19 protein-coding genes are annotated in these 17,005 nt (G+C 70.7%); 16 read left to right on the forward strand and 3 right to left on the reverse strand.

Features of this window, described 5'->3' with window-relative positions; all coding sequences use genetic code 11:
* Positions 1-56 precede the first annotated feature (56 nt).
* Both ACQPYK_RS35325 and ACQPYK_RS35330 read left to right on the forward strand, forming a co-directional pair.
* A complete protein-coding gene (locus ACQPYK_RS35325; RefSeq protein WP_433240910.1) occupies positions 57-623 on the forward strand; it encodes a copper resistance CopC family protein in 567 nt (188 codons plus the stop codon).
* Positions 620-1,651, forward strand: coding sequence for a copper resistance D family protein (locus ACQPYK_RS35330; RefSeq protein WP_433240913.1), 1,032 nt, complete (start codon positions 620-622; stop codon positions 1,649-1,651). The genes ACQPYK_RS35325 and ACQPYK_RS35330 overlap by 4 nt, the downstream gene beginning before the upstream one ends.
* Here ACQPYK_RS35330 and ACQPYK_RS35335 read toward each other — a convergent pair.
* Positions 1,609-2,766, reverse strand: coding sequence for a hypothetical protein (locus tag ACQPYK_RS35335; protein WP_433240916.1), 1,158 nt, complete (start codon positions 2,764-2,766; stop codon positions 1,609-1,611). The two genes, ACQPYK_RS35330 and ACQPYK_RS35335, sit on opposite strands and share 43 nt — an antisense overlap.
* A gap of 109 nt (positions 2,767-2,875) precedes the next feature.
* Between ACQPYK_RS35335 and ACQPYK_RS35340 the strand changes: the two genes are divergently transcribed.
* The 13 genes from ACQPYK_RS35340 (at position 2,876) to ACQPYK_RS35400 (ending at position 13,436) form a co-directional block, all read left to right on the forward strand.
* Positions 2,876-3,397 (forward strand): N-acetyltransferase family protein, encoded by a 522-nt coding sequence (locus ACQPYK_RS35340; protein ID WP_433240919.1) that lies wholly within the window; start codon positions 2,876-2,878, stop codon positions 3,395-3,397.
* A 139-nt stretch (positions 3,398-3,536) separates the two neighbouring features.
* Complete coding sequence (locus tag ACQPYK_RS35345) at positions 3,537-6,155, forward strand: CocE/NonD family hydrolase (RefSeq protein WP_433240922.1); 2,619 nt, start codon at positions 3,537-3,539, stop codon at positions 6,153-6,155.
* Positions 6,152-7,063, forward strand: a complete 912-nt coding sequence (locus tag ACQPYK_RS35350) for an ABC transporter permease (protein WP_433240926.1) — start codon at positions 6,152-6,154, stop codon at positions 7,061-7,063. Before ACQPYK_RS35345 ends, ACQPYK_RS35350 begins: the two co-directional genes overlap by 4 nt.
* Positions 7,064-7,366: 303 nt before the next feature.
* Positions 7,367-8,050 (forward strand): hypothetical protein, encoded by a 684-nt coding sequence (locus ACQPYK_RS35355; RefSeq protein ID WP_433240929.1) that lies wholly within the window; start codon positions 7,367-7,369, stop codon positions 8,048-8,050.
* A gap of 6 nt (positions 8,051-8,056) precedes the next feature.
* The gene (locus ACQPYK_RS35360) at positions 8,057-9,388 is read left to right on the forward strand and encodes an SRPBCC family protein (protein ID WP_433240931.1); all 1,332 of its coding nucleotides are present in this window, start codon (positions 8,057-8,059) and stop codon (positions 9,386-9,388) included.
* Positions 9,389-9,432: 44 nt separating this feature from the next.
* Positions 9,433-9,855 carry a gas vesicle protein GvpJ gene (gvpJ, locus tag ACQPYK_RS35365; RefSeq protein ID WP_433240934.1) on the forward strand — a complete coding sequence of 141 codons (423 nt, stop codon included), beginning with the start codon at positions 9,433-9,435 and terminating at the stop codon, positions 9,853-9,855.
* A 3-nt stretch (positions 9,856-9,858) separates the two neighbouring features.
* The gene (locus ACQPYK_RS35370) at positions 9,859-10,671 is read left to right on the forward strand and encodes a GvpL/GvpF family gas vesicle protein (RefSeq protein ID WP_433240937.1); all 813 of its coding nucleotides are present in this window, start codon (positions 9,859-9,861) and stop codon (positions 10,669-10,671) included.
* Between the two features lie 3 nt (positions 10,672-10,674).
* Entirely contained in the window at positions 10,675-10,947 is a 273-nt protein-coding gene (locus tag ACQPYK_RS35375) for a gas vesicle protein GvpG (protein WP_433240940.1), read from the forward strand.
* A gap of 4 nt (positions 10,948-10,951) precedes the next feature.
* Positions 10,952-11,443, forward strand: a complete 492-nt coding sequence (locus ACQPYK_RS35380; RefSeq protein WP_433240943.1) for a gas vesicle protein — start codon at positions 10,952-10,954, stop codon at positions 11,441-11,443.
* A 12-nt stretch (positions 11,444-11,455) separates the two neighbouring features.
* Positions 11,456-11,914: a gas vesicle protein gene (locus ACQPYK_RS35385; protein WP_433240946.1), complete on the forward strand. Its 459-nt coding sequence runs from the start codon at positions 11,456-11,458 to the stop codon at positions 11,912-11,914.
* Positions 11,907-12,722, forward strand: a complete 816-nt coding sequence (locus ACQPYK_RS35390; protein ID WP_433240949.1) for a GvpL/GvpF family gas vesicle protein — start codon at positions 11,907-11,909, stop codon at positions 12,720-12,722. Before ACQPYK_RS35385 ends, ACQPYK_RS35390 begins: the two co-directional genes overlap by 8 nt.
* Positions 12,719-12,970 carry a gas vesicle protein gene (locus ACQPYK_RS35395; RefSeq protein WP_433240952.1) on the forward strand — a complete coding sequence of 84 codons (252 nt, stop codon included), beginning with the start codon at positions 12,719-12,721 and terminating at the stop codon, positions 12,968-12,970. Before ACQPYK_RS35390 ends, ACQPYK_RS35395 begins: the two co-directional genes overlap by 4 nt.
* Positions 12,971-13,193: 223 nt before the next feature.
* Positions 13,194-13,436: a gas vesicle protein K gene (locus ACQPYK_RS35400; protein ID WP_433240955.1), complete on the forward strand. Its 243-nt coding sequence runs from the start codon at positions 13,194-13,196 to the stop codon at positions 13,434-13,436.
* Positions 13,437-13,487: 51 nt separating this feature from the next.
* On the opposite strand, the gene ACQPYK_RS35405 is transcribed toward ACQPYK_RS35400, so the two are convergent.
* Positions 13,488-13,658: a hypothetical protein gene (locus ACQPYK_RS35405; RefSeq protein ID WP_433240958.1), complete on the reverse strand. Its 171-nt coding sequence runs from the start codon at positions 13,656-13,658 to the stop codon at positions 13,488-13,490.
* Between the two features lie 184 nt (positions 13,659-13,842).
* Between ACQPYK_RS35405 and ACQPYK_RS35410 the strand changes: the two genes are divergently transcribed.
* Positions 13,843-15,960: an ATP-binding protein gene (locus tag ACQPYK_RS35410; RefSeq protein WP_433240961.1), complete on the forward strand. Its 2,118-nt coding sequence runs from the start codon at positions 13,843-13,845 to the stop codon at positions 15,958-15,960.
* On the opposite strand, the gene ACQPYK_RS35415 is transcribed toward ACQPYK_RS35410, so the two are convergent.
* Positions 15,961-16,881, reverse strand: coding sequence for a 4-epi-cubebol synthase (locus ACQPYK_RS35415; protein ID WP_433240964.1), 921 nt, complete (start codon positions 16,879-16,881; stop codon positions 15,961-15,963).
* Positions 16,882-17,005 lie beyond the last annotated feature (124 nt).

A 17,005-nucleotide genomic window follows, 5' to 3' on the forward strand; every position in this document is an offset into this window, starting at 1 on the left:
AGGCAGGGATGGGACCATGGCCGGGTCATGACGAACCCAACGGAAGGCCATGATCGTTGAGGCGGCTACTCACGGTCCTGCTGTTCGCGTGTGCCGCGCTGCTCGGCGTGGCCACCCCCGCGCAGGCCCACAACGTGCTGATCGGCAGCGACCCCCAGGACGGCGCCCGGCTCGCCACCGGACCCGGAAAGATCACTTTTACCTTCGACCAGCCGGTACGGCAGGGCTTCGCGCAGATCAGCGTGACCGGCCCGGACGGGACCCGCTGGGAGGACGGCAAGACCACCGTCGACAAGCACAAGGTCAGCATCGGGGTCAAACCCCTGGGACCGGCCGGGCAGTACGTCGCGGGATACCGGATCCTGTCCTCCGACGGTCATCCGGTGGCCGGCAAGGTGACCTTCACCCTGACCGCCGCCGGATCGGGCACCGCCTCCCAGCCGGCCCCGGCGTCCTCGGCCGCCGCGCCGCAGGCCCCCGACCTGAGCGCCCAGGCCGCCGAGGCCGCGCAGAACGGCGGGGCCGGGATGGCCGTGCTGTGGATCGCCGGCGCCCTCGTCGTGCTGGGCGGGGCCACCGTCGTGGCGCTGCGCCGTACCGGAGGGCAGGGGACGCCGGGATGACCGTGACCGTCGAGCGTGCCCCCGAGGCGGGCGCGGTCAAGAAGCTGGTGGCCGGCGGCTTCGTCTCGGGAGCCGTGCTCGCCGTGCTGGCCGCCACGGCGTTCACCGCCCAGGAGGCGGTGCCGGGCATCGCGATGCCCGGCCCGCTGGTGGAGTACGGCCTGCCGGTGCTGCGGGTGCTGCTGGACCTGGCCGCGGTGGCGGTGGTCGGGCTGAGCGTGCTGCCCAGGCTGCTCGGCTTCGACGACCCCGAGCGGACCGAGCCGGTGATGCGCCGGGCGCGGCCGCTGGCGGTGACGTTCGCGTGGGCGTGGGCGGTGCTGGCGCTGGTCGTCATCGTGTTCCAGACCGCCCAGCTGAACCCCGGCCTCATCCCCACGCCGGGGATGATCGCCGAATACGTCGACGGCGTCGGCGCCGGCCAGGGAATGCTCTTCAGCGCCGCCTGCGCGCTGGCCTACGCCGGGATCGGGCTGCTGGCCGTGCGCTTCGGCGAGAAGGTCCCGGCCGAGTTGCGGATCGTGATCGCATTCTTCGGCCTGCTGCCGATCCCGGTCACCGGCCACGCGGTCGACTCGGTCTGGCACGACCCCATCATGATCTCGATGGAGCTGCACGTGATGGGTGCGGCGGCCTGGACGGGCGGACTGCTCGCGATCGTCGCGCTGGTCGCCGGGGACCGCGAGTCGCTGGCGCGGGTTCTGCCGAAGTTCTCCCGGCTGGCCACTGTGGCACTGGTCGTGGTCGGCGTCTCCGGCCTGGTGAACGGCCTGGCGACGATGGCCCTCACCCAGGGGGTGGAGTTGCCGGGCGCGGTGTTCACCAGCGACTACGGATTGCTCGTGGTGGCCAAGACCGTGTGCGTGGCGCTGCTGGTGCCCTTCGCCGCCCACATCCGGTTCCGCCTGCTGCCGCGCATCGCTGAGCGGCAGGGGACGGCGGTCGTCGCGTGGGCGGCGGCGGAGATCACCGTGATGGGACTCGCCTACGGCGTCGCGGTGGCGCTGACCACGGCCTCCATGTCCTGAGCCCGCAGCCTGTAGCGGTTCAGGGCCCACTCGCCGCCCAGCCACAGGGCGGCGAGCATGAGGCCGCCGACCAGCATGGTCATCGGTGACACCAGCGGCGGGGTGAAGTAGACGCCGCTCTGCAGGCGCAGCGCCTGGTCGACGAGGATGGTGGCCCCGAGCGAGCCGACCAGTGCCCGGATCATCGGGATCCGGATGAGGAACGCCAGATCGACGGCGAGCGCCCCGGCGACCAGGAAGATCGGCACCGACGAACGCGGAAAGTCCGTGAGCGCCAGGAGCGGCCAGATCAGGGTGCGGTAGACGAGGTAGGTGCCGATCACGGCGGTGGCCGAGAACATCCGGCCGACCATCGCCCGCGCGAAGACCAGAACGATCATGGCGGCGACCGCGGCGTAGAGCGGATACACCTGGTCGGGCACCGGCAGCGAGAAGTTGACCACCATCGGCCGGTCCACCGCGCGGCCCATCTGGTCGGCGGCGAACTGCAGCAGGATGGGCTCGGCCTCCGGCCGGCCCCGGTCCCAGGCGGCGATGCCGAACACGCCGTACTCCTGGTGCTGCGCCGGGAACCAGACGTTCTCGAACAGGAACACGAAGAGCCCGCCGAGCACCAGCGTCCGCGTCCGCCCGGCGGGCGCGCCCATGAACCAACCGCGGATCACGCCGCAGATCATGAGGAACGTGCCGATGTAGAGCATCATGTGGGACGGGCTCCACGAGGTGATGTCGAGCCCGTTGATCCGGTGGTTGATCAGGTCCAGCGGCACAGCGGTCAGGAAGACCGCGGTGCCCCAGCCGACAAGGCGCTGCGCCGTCCTGTCCACGCCGTAACCGGTGTAGAGGTGGATGATCGTGAGCACCAGCGCGATGGCGGTGCCGACGCTGTTGAGCAGGTGCGGCGGCGCCAGGTCGTCACGGAGCCACTTGAAGTGCCAGGAGACGTCCCAGGAGGCGCCGAGCACCTTGAAGGAGAAGGCCACCAGCCACCCGAAGTACAGGAGCCGGAACAGATCCTCCGGGGTTTCACGGCCGGCCTTCCCACGGGTCCAGTAGGGCAGGGCCCACTCGATCACTGGAGCGGCTCTTCGTTTGAGGCTGTCGACTGGCTTCACGCGTCGAAATGATGCCCGGCCTTTACCTTGGTCCGCAATCGGGGACATCCCTGATGCATCGTCCAGGCATTGGCATGGGTTGTCCTTCACGTCTGGATAATGGACCGTTATGGAGCCTTTTGTACGAGATGGTGGCCCCGACGACGCCGAGGACGTCCTGCGCATCAAGACCGAGACGTGGAAGACGGCCTACCGGGGTCTGCTCCCTCAGGACTTCCTCGACGAGCTGCGGGTCGAGCTCCGCGAGGTGGAGTTGTGGCGGGCGAGGTTCGCCGGCGCCGCCGAACGCGTCGTGATCGGCGAGGCGGGCGGCGTGAGCGCCGGCTTCAGCCTGTTCGGGTCCGCGCGCGACAGGGAGATCCCCGGCGGGGAGATCTACGCGATCTACGTGCTCAGCGAGCACTGGTCGACCGGACTGGGGCTGGCCCTGATGAACCGCTCGGTGGCGCGGCTGCGGGAGATGGGGCACGCGGAGGCCGGGCTCTGGGTCCTGGAGAGCAACGTCCGCGCTCGCAGGTTCTACGAGCGCTTCGGATTCACCCTCTCCGGGCGGGTCCAGGATGTCGAGGGTCTGCCCGTCGCGGCCCCGGAGGTGCACTACCGGCTCCCGCTCGCCGCCGACGGCGCCTGATCTTCCGTCGCCCGCCTCATCCCCGTCGCCTCGCGCCATCCCCGTCACCCCGCGCCATCGCGCGTCCGCCGGACCGCCGCCCGCAGGCCCTCTCGTTCTCCTCAGTTCCCTCTCAGCCCCCCCTCAGTAAGCTCGCGACATGAAGCTTGCGAGGAGGCCCGCCACCTGGGTCGCGGTGATCACCGTACTGGTCATCGGCGTCGCGGCCTGGTCGCTGTGGCCGTCCGCGCCACCGGTGCGGGTCCAGGACCAGAAGATCGCCGTGCTCGACGGGCCGGGCGACGACCAGCACGTCACACTCGACGCGAGCTTCTTCCCGCCCGCCGGCGGCGGCAAGGCGCCGGCGGTGCTGCTCGCGCACGGCTTCGGCGGCAGCAAGCAGAGCGTCCGAGACGCGGCCGTGCGGCTGGCTCAGGAGGGCTACGCCGTGCTGACCTGGTCGGCGCGGGGCTTCGGCCGGTCCACCGGGCAGATCGCGCTCAACTCCCCCGACTACGAGGTCAAGGACGTCCGCCAGCTCGTGGACTGGGTGGCCAGGCGGCCCGAGGTCCAGCTCGACGCGGCCGGTGATCCGCGGGTGGGCATCGCGGGCGGGTCCTACGGTGGGGCGATCGCGCTGATGGCCGCCGCGTACGACGGCAGGATCGACGCGATCGTCCCTCAGGTCACCTGGTACGACCTGGCCGACGCGCTGTTTCCCGACGCCACCGGCAGGGGGCCGGACAACGGCGTGTTCAAGCGGATGTGGGCCGGGCTGTTCTTCAGCCGGGGCGGCCCGACGCCGGATGCGGGAGCCGGCGGGCTGGGCGGGTTGAGCAGGCTGGGCGGGACGGCGACCCGTGCCGACCGGTCCGACCCGCCCACCCCGCCGACCGCGCAGGAGGTTCGGTGCGGCCGGTTCCTGCCGGAGGTCTGCGACATGTACCAGCAGGTGGCCCAGACCGGCCGGGCGACCCCGAAGGCGGTCGAGACCCTGCGCAGGTCCAGCCCGATCTCGGTGTCCGGGAAGATCAGGATCCCGACGCTGCTGCTGCAGGGGCGGCGCGACTCGCTGTTCCCCCTGGGCCAGGCGGACGCCAACGCCCGAGCCATCGCCGCCACCGGCGCCCCGGTCGGCGTCGCCTGGTTCGACGGCGGCCACGACGGGGGCAACGGCGAGGTCGACTGGCTCCACGAGCGGACCCTCGGCTGGTTCGACCGCTACCTGAAGGAGTCCGCCGGCGCGGAGCCGGCCGGCAGCCCGTTCACCGTCACCCGCGACGGCGGCCGGGACCCGGGCACCCGCCGCCCGGTCCAGCTGCACGCCACCGCGGCCGGCTACCCCGGCCTGAACGGCACCGCCCGGACCGTGGTGCCGCTCAACGGCTCCGATCAGCAGGTGGCCAACCCGCCGGGCGGTTCCCCCGCCTCGATCTCCGCCGTCCCCGGGTTCGGCGGCCTCACCGGCGCCGGCAACCTGAGCGTGGCCGTCGACATGCCGGGCCAGAGCGCCGACTTCGACTCCGCGCCGTTGACCGCGCCGCTTCAGGTCACCGGCAGCTCCACCGTGAAGGTGCGGGTGCGCTCCGAGCCCGGGCAGGGCTCCGCCGCGGGCGGCGAGGCGAGCCGCCGGGAGGCGACGCTGTTCGCCAAGCTCTACGACGTGGCGGGCGACGCCCAGGTGCCGCTGCTGCCCGAGGGGCTCGCCGCCCCTGTCAGGATCGCCGTTCCCGAGGGCGGCACCGGCGAGGCCACGGTGAGCCTGCCCGCCATCGACCATCGCTTCGACCCCGGGCACCGGCTGCGCGTCACCTTCACCACCACCGACCTGGGCTACAGCACGCCGGCCGCTCCGGCCGTCTACACGGTCGGCCTGGCCTCGCCTGCCGTGACCGTCCCGACCGACGCCACGCTGCGCACCCCCTCCACCGGTCCTGCCTGGTGGACCTGGACGCTGCCGCTGGTCTCCGTCGTCGTGGCGGCGGCCCTGCTGCTGGCCGGGCGCCGGCGCGGCCGGGACGAGCCCGACCCCGAGCTGGAGGCCGTGCCCCTGCGGATCGACGGCCTGACCAAGGCCTATCGCAACGGTGAGCTGGCGGTGAACGACCTGTCGTTCACGGTCGGGCACGGTCAGGTGCTGGGCCTGCTCGGTCCCAACGGCGCGGGCAAGACCACCACCATGCGGATGCTGATGGGTCTGATCCATCCCGACGCGGGTGAGATCCGCATCTTCGGCCACCGGGTCGTCCCCGGCGCCCCGGTCCTGTCCAGGCTGGGCTCCTTCGTCGAGGGCCCCGGCTTCCTGCCGCACCTGACCGGCCGGGCCAACCTGGAGCTCTACTGGAAGGCGACGGGCCGGCCCGCCGAGGACGCCCACTTCGCCGAAGCCCTGGAGATCGCCGGGCTCGGCACCGCGCTGGAACGCGCCGTGCGAACCTACTCCCAGGGCATGCGCCAGCGTCTGGCCATCGCGCAGGCCATGCTCGGCCTGCCCGACCTGCTGGTCCTCGACGAGCCCACCAACGGCCTCGACCCGCCCCAGATCCGCGAGATGCGCGAGGTCCTGATCGCCTACGCCGCGCGGGGCCGTACCGTCATCGTCTCCAGCCACCTGCTCGCCGAGGTGGAGCAGACCTGCAGTCACGTGGTGGTCATGCACCGCGGCCGGCTCATCAGCGCCGGTCCGGTGAGCGACCTGCTGCGCAGCCGTACCTCCGGCAACGGCTCGGGCAGCCGCCTGGAGGACGTGTTCCTGGACCTGATCGGAGAGAACGCATGAGCGACGCCAACGGCTCCGGTACGGCCGTCGCCGTCCCCGCGACCGGCGCCGGCTCCCCGCGGGACGGCTCGGCGAGCGGCTATCTGCCCCGGCACACGCTGCCGCTCGCGGTGGAGATCGTCCGCCAGTTCAAGCGGCGCCGCACGCTGGTCATGTTCGGCCTGCTGCTCGCACTGCCGTGGATCCTGGTGGTCGCCTTCCAGGTCGGCGCCGGGTCCGGCCAGCCGACCGGCACGCTGCGCATCTCCGACCTGGCGACCGAGGGCGGCCTGAACTTCGCCGCCTTCGCGCTGTCGGTGTCGGCCGGATTCCTGCTGGTCGTCGCGGTGGCGCTGTTCTGCGGGGACACCGTGGCCAGCGAGGCGAGCTGGTCGTCGCTGCGCTACCTGCTGGCCGCCCCCATCCCCCGTGACCGGCTGCTACGGCAGAAGCTGGTCGTCGCGATGGGCTACTCGGCGGCGGCGGTGATCTGCCTGCCGCTGATGGCGCTGCTGGCCGGAACCCTGGCCTTCGGCTGGAACGACGTCCGGGTGCCGGGCACCGGCGAGACCATCGCCGCGCTGGACGTGCTGCCCCGCTTCGGCGTCGTCATCGTCTATGCCCTGATCAGCCAGTTCGTGGTCGCCGCACTGGCCTTCCTGCTGTCGGTCAGCACCGACTCCCCGCTCGGCGCGGTCGGCGGGGCGGTCGGTCTGGTGATCGTGAGCAACATCCTGCAGGCGGTGGAGGCGCTCGGTTCGCTCCGCGAGTTCCTCCCGACCTTCTGGAACACGGCCTGGCTGGACGCTCTGGCCCCGCAGCCCGAATACGGCGGCATGATCAAAGGCGTGGCCGTCTCGGTCACCTACTCGGCGATCCTGGTCGCGCTCGCCTTCCGTCGCTTCCGGCGCAGGGATGTCGTTTCCTAGCGCTTAACCGCCTTTTCCTGACTCCCGCCGCTACCCCGCCGCATTCGGCCGGATAGCGGCGGTCACGTCTGCCATGACGGCCGCAGCTCCCCCTTGATCACGTGTGCCCGTTTTTAACCTATATGTGATTTCATGTCCCTTTTTTAGGGTATGTAGCGGCAATACGAGGCAAGACGCTTCTGACACGTTCAAAACGACAGACGTCAGCTCTTACCGATGTCTTCCCTTCCGCCCAGCCGGTCCGCCGAGGCTTCCGGGTGGGCCGGCCCCGAACATGGAGTGATCGATCAGGGAGTGATGATCGTGAAATGCGGACTGCAGATGGCCCTGGCTGTAGGCGCGGGCTATTTTCTCGGCCGGAGCCACAAGCTACGGACGGCGCTCGCGCTGGCAGCGGCGGGCGCGACGGGCCGGCTGGGTTCCGGCGGGGGCGACCTGCTGCAGCAGGGTCTGAAGGTGCTCGGATCCTCACCCGAGCTGGAGAAGATCGCTGAGAGCATCCGGGGCGAGCTGATGGAAGTCGGCAAGGCCGCGGTCAAGAGCGCGGCGACCAAGCAGATCGACTCGCTGACCTCCCGGCTCCACGATCGCGCGGAGTCGCTTCGAGGCCGGGGCGAAGCCGACGAGGAAGAGCCCGAGGAAGAGGAAGAGCCGACGCCCGCCCGCAAGCGCCGCGCGTCCGTCCGCCGTCCGGCCTCCCGCCGGGAGCCGGAGCCGGAGCCCGAGGACGAGGAAGAGGAGTACGACGAGGAGGAGGAAGAGGAGCCCGAAGAGGAAGAAGAGGAAGAGCCCGCCCCTGCCCCCGCCCGCGGACGCCGTACGTCCGGCGCTCGGGGACGCCAGGCCGGCAGGTCCCGTGGCGAGCCCGAGGAGGAAGAGGAAGAGGAAGAGGAGCAGCCACGGGCGACGGCGACCAGGCGCCGCGGTGGCGCGCAGCGCACCCAGACGGCCACCCGGGAACGGCCGGTCCGCCGGGCGCGAGGGTGAGGTCCGATGACCGAGCAAACGAGGAACGACCGGCCGGAGCGGGGCGACGGCCAGCTGCTGCCCACCGAGCAGCTCACCCAGGAGCTGCGCAACCTCGCCGAAGCGCTCGGGGAGCGGATCCTGTCGTCCGCGACCGACAAGCTCGGCGGGTTGACCGAGCGGCTGACCGATTACGTGCAGAACAGCGGATCGGGCGGGTCGGACGGATCAGGTGTATCGGGCGGCCTGGGCCTGCTGAGCACGGTGATCGGTTCGAAGCACCCGGTGGCCGCAGGGCTCAAGGGAGCGGCCAAGATGGCGGCCGGAGGCCTGATGAACAAGATCACCGGAGGCGGCAAGGGCGGGCGCGGCAAGAAGCTCAAGCTCACCAACATAGTCGAGACGATCGACGTGGGCGCCCCGCGAAGACTCGTCTACGACCAGTGGACCCAGTTCCAGGACTTCCCCGGCTTCATGAAGAAGGTCGAAGGCGTGGAACAGGAGGACGATCAGAAGACGAGGTGGAAGGCGCAGATCTTCTGGTCCCACCGGACCTGGGAAGGGACGATCATCGAGCAGGTGCCGGACGAGCGGATCGTCTGGCGCTCCAAGGGCGCCAAGGGCCACGTCGACGGCGCCGTGAGCTTCCACGCGCTCAGTCCCGACATGACCCGGATCCTGGTCGTGCTGGAGTACCACCCGCAGGGCCTCTTCGAGCGCACCGGCAACATCTGGCGCGCGCAGGGCCGGCGGGCACGCCTGGAGCTCAAGCACTTCCGGCGGCACGTCATGACGCAGACCGTGCTGCACCCCGACGACATCGAGGGCTGGCGCGGCGAGATCCGCGACAGCAAGGTCGTCAAGGACCACGAGACCGCCCTCAAGGAGGAGCAGGAGCGCGAGGAGCAGGAGGGCGCCCCCGAGGAGGAAGAGACCGGGCAGGCGGAGGGAGCCGAGGAGACCGAGGGACAGGCCCCCGAAGAGGAGACCGGAGAAGAAGAAGAGGAGACCGGGGAAGGGGAAGGCGGAGAGCAGGACGAGGAGGAGGGCGAGGCCGAAGAGGGCGAGGCCGCCGGAGACGAGGAGGAAGAGGAGCCGGAACCGGAGCCGGCCAGGCGCCCGGCACGCCGCCGCCGCGCCGCGGCGGCCGAGGAGGAGCCGGAGGAACAGGAGGAGCAGGAGGAAGAGCCGCCCAAACGGCCGGCACGCCGCCGCCGCGCCGCGGCGGCCGAGGAGGAGCCCGAGGAGCCCGAGGAGCCGGCCAGGCGCCCGGCACGCCGCCGTACCGCGGCGGCGGGCGCGGACGAGCGACCGGCGCCGCGCACCGCACGCCGCCGTACCGGCGCCCGCAGCGGGTGAACCGGGAAACAAGCACAGAGCCGAACAGAGCCGAGGAGTAACAGATGACCATCGTGCAACCTTCGGGAGGTGGTGGAGGTGGCCGCGGGTCCTCGTCGGGACTGGCCGACGTCATCGACACCATTCTCGACAAGGGCCTGGTTATCGACGCCTTCGTCAGGGTCTCCCTCGTCGGCATCGAGATTCTGACGATCGACGCGCGCATCGTCGTGGCCAGCGTCGACACCTACCTGCGTTTCGCGGAGGCCACGAACCGGCTGGATCTCGCGCAGACCGGTGGGAAGGGACTGCCGGAAGTCGTGCAGGACATGACGCAGGGCGTGAGCAGTTCCAAGAGCAAGGGGGTCGCCCAGGGAATGCTGGAGGCGGCCGGGGAGAGGCTCCAGGAGTTCCTCGGCGCGCCCGAGGAGGAGGAAGAGGAGCGCGAACCGGCACCCCGCCGCCGGCGACGGCGAGAGGAGGAGTGAAAGATGTCCGGCTCCACCGGAAAGACACAGACCGCCGGCTCCGAGAAAACCGCCCGGCGCGCTCAGGATCGGCATTCCTACGTCTACGGCGTCGTGCCGGCGGACGTCGAGCTGACCGCCGAGGCCCGCGGGGTGGGCGACCCCCCCGAACGGGTCACGCTGGTACGGCACGGCGACGTCGCCGCCCTGGTGAGCGACATCCTCCTGGACCGCCCGCTGGGCCGGCCCGACGACCTGCTGGCGCATCAGCGACTGCTGGACGACACGGCGGCCGAGGTTCCCGTGCTCCCGTTCCGCTTCGGGGCGGTGCTGACCGATTCGGAGGCGGTCATCGAGGAACTGCTGCGTCCCAACCATGACGCGTTCGTCACCGCCTTGAAGGAGCTCGAGGGGCGGACGGAGTACGTCGTCAAGGGCCGCTACGTCGAGCGGGTGGTCATCGGGGAGGTTCTCGCGGAGGAGCCGGAGGCCGCGCGCCTGCGGGAGGAGATCCGCGACCTGCCGGAGGAGGCGACCTGGGACGCGCGGATCCAGCTCGGACAGCTGGTCGGTGAGGCGGTCGCGGCCAAGCGCGACGCCGACACGGCCGCGTTCGTCGACGCCGTCGCTCCGCGGTGCGTCGCCGTCGCCGTGCGCGAGCCGACCCACGAGCAGGACGCGGTGCACGTGGCCGTCCTGGTGGAGGCCGACCGGCAGGCGGAGTTCGAGGAGGTCCTGGACGGGTTCGGCGAGCGGTGGGCGGGCCGGATCGACCTGCGCCTGCTCGGACCGATGGCACCGTACGACTTCGTCACGACATCGGGACAGGGGGGATGACGGATGGGCCTGTTCAGCCTGACCGTGGGGTTGCCGTTCGCCCCGATCCGGGCGTTGATCCGGCTCGGGGAGATGCTGCAGGAACAGGCCGAACTCGAACTGCGGCACCCGGCGGCGGTCCGGCGGCGAATGGAGGAGGTGGAGGAGGCCAGGCTCGCCGGCGAGATCTCCGAGGAGGAGGCGGCCAGGGCGATGGCGGAGATCATCGAACAGATGATGGTCCAGCCGGACCTTTCCGGCGCCGCCTCGCCGGACAGAAGCGAAGAGGGGGAATGACCTCGTGCCTGTCAGGCGCACAACCCACGGTAAGCGCGCCGCCGACGCGGACGCCTCCGACGACCTCTACGACGAGGACGAGCTCCTCGACGAGGAGGACGACGCCTCCGGCGAGGACCTCGACGACGACCACGAGGAGGACCACGACGAGGACCACGACGAGGACTTCGACGAGGACTTCGACGAGGACTTCGACGAGGACGAGGAGGAGGCTCCGCGGGCCCGCCGGCGGGCCCGGACGCTGTCCGCGGCGACCGCCGGCCGGGCCGGGCTGCGCCTCATCGCCGACCTGACCGGCAAGCAGCCCGAGGGCGTCACCTTCGTACAGCCGGAACAGGACGGCTGGCGGGTCGGGGTCGAGATCGTCGAGGACCGGCGGATCCCGTCCTCGGGCGACATCCTGGCGCTCTACGAGGCCGAGATGGACCGGCGGGGGGACCTGCTCTCCTACCGCAGGACGCGGCGCTACAAGCGCGGCAAAGGCGACGACGGTTAGGCGTGACTGAAGATGACCGATCCAGCGCGGTCCGGCTCCATTCTTCCCCAGTCGTCCTACGGCGGCAGGGCGCCCGCCCGGCGCGACACCACCAACCTCGGCGACATCCTGGAAAGAGTGCTCGACAGAGGCGTGGTGATCGTGGGGGACATCCGCGTGAACCTGCTGGACATCGAGCTGCTCACGATCAAACTGCGGTTGCTGATCGCCTCCGTCGACACGGCCCGGGAGCTGGGCATCGACTGGTGGGAGAACGATCCGTGGCTCAGCTCGGACGGTCGTGAGCTGGCCGAGGAGAACCGCCGGCTCCGCAGGCGGCTGGCCGCCGCGGAGGAGGAGTGGGGAGAGTTGCCGGAGGATCGACAGGAGCAGGACGAACTACGGAACGGCGGGCGAGAGCGCCGCCCCATCGAAGCTCGACGGAGAACCCCGAGAGGACGGCCACGCGAAGGGGAGGGACGCGGTGGCTGACGCCGGCACCTACGTCTACGCGATCGCACGCGAGGAGGACTGTCCCCGCCCGGAGGGCCTGACGGGCGTGGCAGGCGCGCCCGTGCGTACGGTGCGGCGCGCCGGTCTCGTCGCGTACGTCAGCACCGTGCCGCTGGAGCGGTTCGGCGAGGAGCCGCTGCGGCGTTCCCTGGAGGATCTGGAGTGGGTGGAGGAGACGGCTCGCGCCCACCACCGCGTCGTGGAGACCGTGGCCGAGGCGGCCGCGACGGCCCCGGTCAGGCTCGTGACCGTCTACAGCGACGAGGAGCAGGTGGGCGACCTGCTGCAGCGACGATACGACGACTTCACCGCGTTGCTCTCCCAGGTGGCCGGGCGCAGGGAGTGGGGGGTCAAGGCCTACGCCGAGCGGACCTCGCCCGCGACGGGCGTCGAAGACGCCGCCGAAGACGCCACCGCCGAGGACAGTCCCGGTACCGCCTACCTGAGACGCCGCAGGGCGAGCCTGCACGACAGGCAGGACGCGTGGCGGGACGCGGTGGCCGAGGCCGAGCACATCCATTCCCGTCTCGCGGCCATCGCGGTCGCGGACCGGCTCCACCGGCCACAGGATCCGAGCCTTTCCGGCCGCGACGAGTGGATGGTGCTCAACGGCGCCTACCTCGTCGACGTCGAACGCGGCGAGGAGTTCGCCGCCGCCCTCGACGCCCTCCGCGGACGCGGGATCGACCTGGAACTCACCGGCCCCTGGGCGCCCTACTCCTTCACCGCCCTCGATCCCGGCCCGAGCGACCCGCGCGACCCTCTCGATCCGGAAGGCGCGCCGTGACATCGCGCGGTTCGCCGGGCGCCGCGCTGGCCGCCGAGGGCCGGCTGCCGCCCCAGCGTGTGGCGCTCGTCGACCTGCTGGACCGGTTGCTGGCGGGCGGTGTCGTCGTGACCGGCGACCTCGTCCTGTCCATCGCCGACATCGACCTCGTGCGCGTCTCCCTGCGCGTGCTGCTCACGTCCGTCCTGGAGTCCGACCCGGCAGAACACGAGAGACGGGAGAGATGGCATGACCCTGCCCGGAAGTGAACCCCCCGCGAGGAACGCCGGCCCGCGGCCCCCGCGGCCCGCTGCGGCGCGGCCACACCCCGCAGAGCCGTATTCGGCGCGATCGGACACCTTCCGACCGAGCGCCTCGCGTTCCGACACGGCGCGATCGGACACCTCGCGTTCCGACACGGCGCGATCGGACACCTCGCGTTCCGACACGGCGCGATCGAGTCGCCGGCGCATCGAGGCCGATCCCGAGACGGTGCAGCGCGACCTGACCTGTCTCGTGCTCACCATCGTCGAGCTGGTACGTCAGCTGGTGGAGCGGCAGTGCATACGGCGGATGGACCGGGGCGACCTGTCCGACGAGCAGATCGAGACGCTGGGCCTGACGCTGATGCGGCTGGAAGAGGCCATGGCCGAATTGTGCGAACACTTCGGGTTGTCCCCGTCCGACCTCAACCTCGACCTCGGCCCGCTCGGAACGCTGCTCCCGATGGACTGAGGCGGACCACGGCGCCCTCGGCCGCCGGGCGTCCCGCGCTCACCGGAGTGCCTAGCCCCAGTGCGGCGGGCGGTCCTCCAGCAGTCGGGCGTCGTCGTCGTCCGAGCCACGCCACTCGCCCCATCCGAGGTCGGTGTCGTCGCTGGTCTGGTCGGGCAGGATCGGCGGCCCGTCGTCGGACAGGTCGACGGGGCGCAGGTCGTCAGGTTCATGCGATGTCACTCGTACATGCTAACCAGCCTCCGCCCGCCGACCGGTGTCACGGCGAGCCGTTTCCTTCCAGCGTAAGATCGTCACCGCCGGTCCCGGCGCAGGGACAGCCGGGGACCCAGGCGGTAGGATGCGGTGGCAGGTGTGCGCCACCCCCTGTCAGCTCCCCCCTGTCAGCTACCCCCGTGAGGCGGCCATGGCAACGCCATCAGGATGGCGGCGAGACGGCAATCTCCCCAACGAGCTCACCAGCTTCGTGGGACGCACCAGGTTGCTGACCACTCTCCGGCAGCGACTGCGCGAGCATCGTCTGGTCACCGTGACCGGCATCGGCGGCGTCGGCAAATCCCGTACGGCGCTGCGCATCGCGCACCTGATGGACGGCCAGTTCAGGGACGGCGTGTGGTTCGCCGATCTGGCCCGGTTGCAGGACTCGGGAATGGTCCGCCACACGATCACCTCGGCGCTCGGGATCGCCGACCAGTCCTCCCGATCGGCGGACGAGACGCTGGTCGAGTGGCTGGGCGACCGCGAGATCCTTCTGATCATCGACACGTGCGAGCACCTGGTCGACGCCTGCGCCGCGCTCTTCGAGGACCTGCTGAGCAGTGCCAGGGGTCTGACCATTCTGGCGACCAGCCGCCAGTCGCTGAACGCCAGGGGCGAGCACACGGTCACCATCCCGCCGCTGGCCGTTCCCGGCGATTCGCCCGGCGAGGACGTCTTCAGCAACGAGGCGGTGCAGCTGTTCGTGGCTCGGGCGAGCGCGGTGGTGCCCAACTTCATGCTGGACGAGCACAACATCGGCCCCGTGGCCGAGCTCTGCCGCCGCCTGGACGGCATCCCGCTGGCCATCGAGCTGGCCGCGGTCCGGATGCGCGCGCTGTCGGTGGAGCAGATCCTCGGCCTGCTGGCCGACCGCTTCAGCCTGCTCGCCGGTGCCAGCCGTACGGCGTTGCCCCGCCATCAGACGCTGCGCGCGGCGATCGGCTGGAGCCACGAGCTGTGCGAGCCCGCCGAGCGACTCCTGTGGGCCCGGCTGTCGGTCTTCGCCGGCGACTTCGAGCTGGACGCCGCCCGCTACGTCTGCTCCGGGGAGAGCCTGCCCTCCGAAGACGTCATGGATCTCGTCGCCAGCCTGGTGGAGAAGTCCATCCTGCTGAGCGACGGCACCCCTTCCGGGCACCGTTACCGGCTGATCGACACCCTGCGCCAGTACGGCGAGGAGTGGCTGGACAAGCTGGGCGAGACGGACGCGGTCCGGGAGCGGCACCGCGACTACTACCTGCAGCTGGCCAAGAGGAGCGAGGACGCCTGGTCCGGAGCCCGCCAGGTCTACTGGTACGTCCGGATGCGCCACGAGCACGACAACATCCGGGTGGCCCTGGACCACTGCCTGAGAAGTCCCTCCGAGGTGCAGGAGGGGCTGAAGCTCCTGTCCTCCCTGTGGTTCATGTGGGTGGCCTGCGGGCTGGCGCGTGAGGGCAGGGTCTATCTGGAGAAGACCCTGGAGCTGGCGCCCCGTCCGAGCCCGGAGCGGTGCAAGGCGCTGTGGGTGCTCTCCTACATCAACAGCGCGCAGGGCAACATCGCCGGAGCCATCGAGGCCGCCGAGAAATGCAGCTCGGACGCCGTCCGGGTGGGCGACTCCGGCGCGGTCATCCTGGCCACCAAGATGCTCGGCACGGCCGCCTTCCTCCAGGGCGACCTGCAGAAGGCCAGCGCGCTGCTGGGCGTCGCGATCGAGTTCCACAAGAGCGGCCGGGAGCTCAATCCGGGGCTGCTGCCCTCGATCGTCGAGCTGTCGATGGTGCTGCTCATGCAGAACGACCCCGCCGAGGCCGAGGTGCTGTTGCGCGACTGCATCGCGGTCTGCACCCAGCGCGGCGAGCTGTGGCTGCGCTCGTACGCCATCTACGCGCTGGCCAGCGTCTACCAGGCGATGGGCCGCACCACCGAGGCCATGACCAACGCGCGCGAGGCGCTACGGCTCAAGCGCTACTTCCACGACGTGCTCGGCATCGGCCTGGCGATCGAGGTGGTGGCCAGGCAGGCCCTGGACGACGGGCAGCCGGCGCTCGCCGCGCTGCTGATGGGGGCCGGACAGGCGAACTGGCGCACCTTCGGGATGCCCCAGATGAACTCTCCGTTCTTCAACTCCGAGCACGACCGATGCCTCAAGGAGTGCAAGCGCGTACTGGGCGAGCAGGCGCACGAGGAAGCGTTCGCGCAGGGCAGGAAGCTGAATCTGGAGGAGCTGATCGAGCTCGCGCTCGGCGACCAGGAGCCGGACGACCCGCTCCCCCAGTTGTGATCACTGAGCGGAGGCCTGCCGGGCCGTCCGCTGCCCGGCGACCGTGTAGCGGGAGCTGGTCAGCGAGTAGTCGACGCTTCCGCTGATCCAGAACTCCAGGCCGCGCACGTAGGCGAGCACCGCCTCCGAGCCGAGCGCCTCCAGTGACGGGCGCACCGCCACCATGTCGGCGATGGCCCGGTTGCGCATCTCGCCGATCTCCTCCATCGCCTGCTGCCGGGAGTAGTGCCGGTGCCTGGCGAGCACGTTCACCAGGTTGTTGCGGGCGTTGCCGCCGTCGCTCTCCTTGGCGTAGGAGATGAGGTCGTTGTCCCAGACGACGACGTCGTTGGCGCTCTCGGTGATCGCGCGGACCGCGGGGTGGCGCCACTCGTCGGAGGTCAGGCGCCGGCCGCTGGCGACGTCGATGAGAGCGAAGACGGTGAGCATGGCCCCGGTCCGCCGCCGCATGAAGAGGTAGTCCTCCAGGGGCGGCACCACCTCGTCCTCCCGGTTGGCCGCCTCCCACACCTGGGCGAACAGGTAGTCCTTGGTGACGCCGCGCCAGCGGTCGAGCTGGTCGGGGTCGCCGTAGGAGGCGATCCTCCCCTTGATCTCCAGGAGGGACCTGGCGAACGCGTCGTCGAGCTCCTGGCCCTCCTCCAGGTCCTCGAGGACGGCGTAGAACTGGGGCAGGGCACGGGCGATCTCGGCGGCTCGCCGGTCCGACTCGCAGAAGGCGTCGTCGAAGGCGAACAGCCACACGCACCAGTCGGTCACCAGGCGAAGCGTGTGGTGCTCGGCGTAGGGGTACGTGCGCGCGGACAGCCACCCGTACTTCGCCTGCCTGTAGCGTTCCACCGCCTCGGCGTCGTCCAGCATTCCCGACTCGACGAGCCACTTCAAGGTCTCCGTGTTGACCTGCTCGACATAAGGGTTCACGTCGCTGGGGAAGGGACAGGGGAGCGGGGGAATGCAGAGCGATTGGGCGAACCTATGAGTAGTAGTAGTTCCCACCCGTCAAGAATGACCGAACAACAGTTGAATTCATATACGTCCGTAAACT

It is taken from the genome of Streptosporangium sp. CA-135522 (assembly GCF_050949235.1).
In the GTDB taxonomy this organism is placed as follows: Bacteria; Actinomycetota; Actinomycetes; order Streptosporangiales; family Streptosporangiaceae; genus Streptosporangium.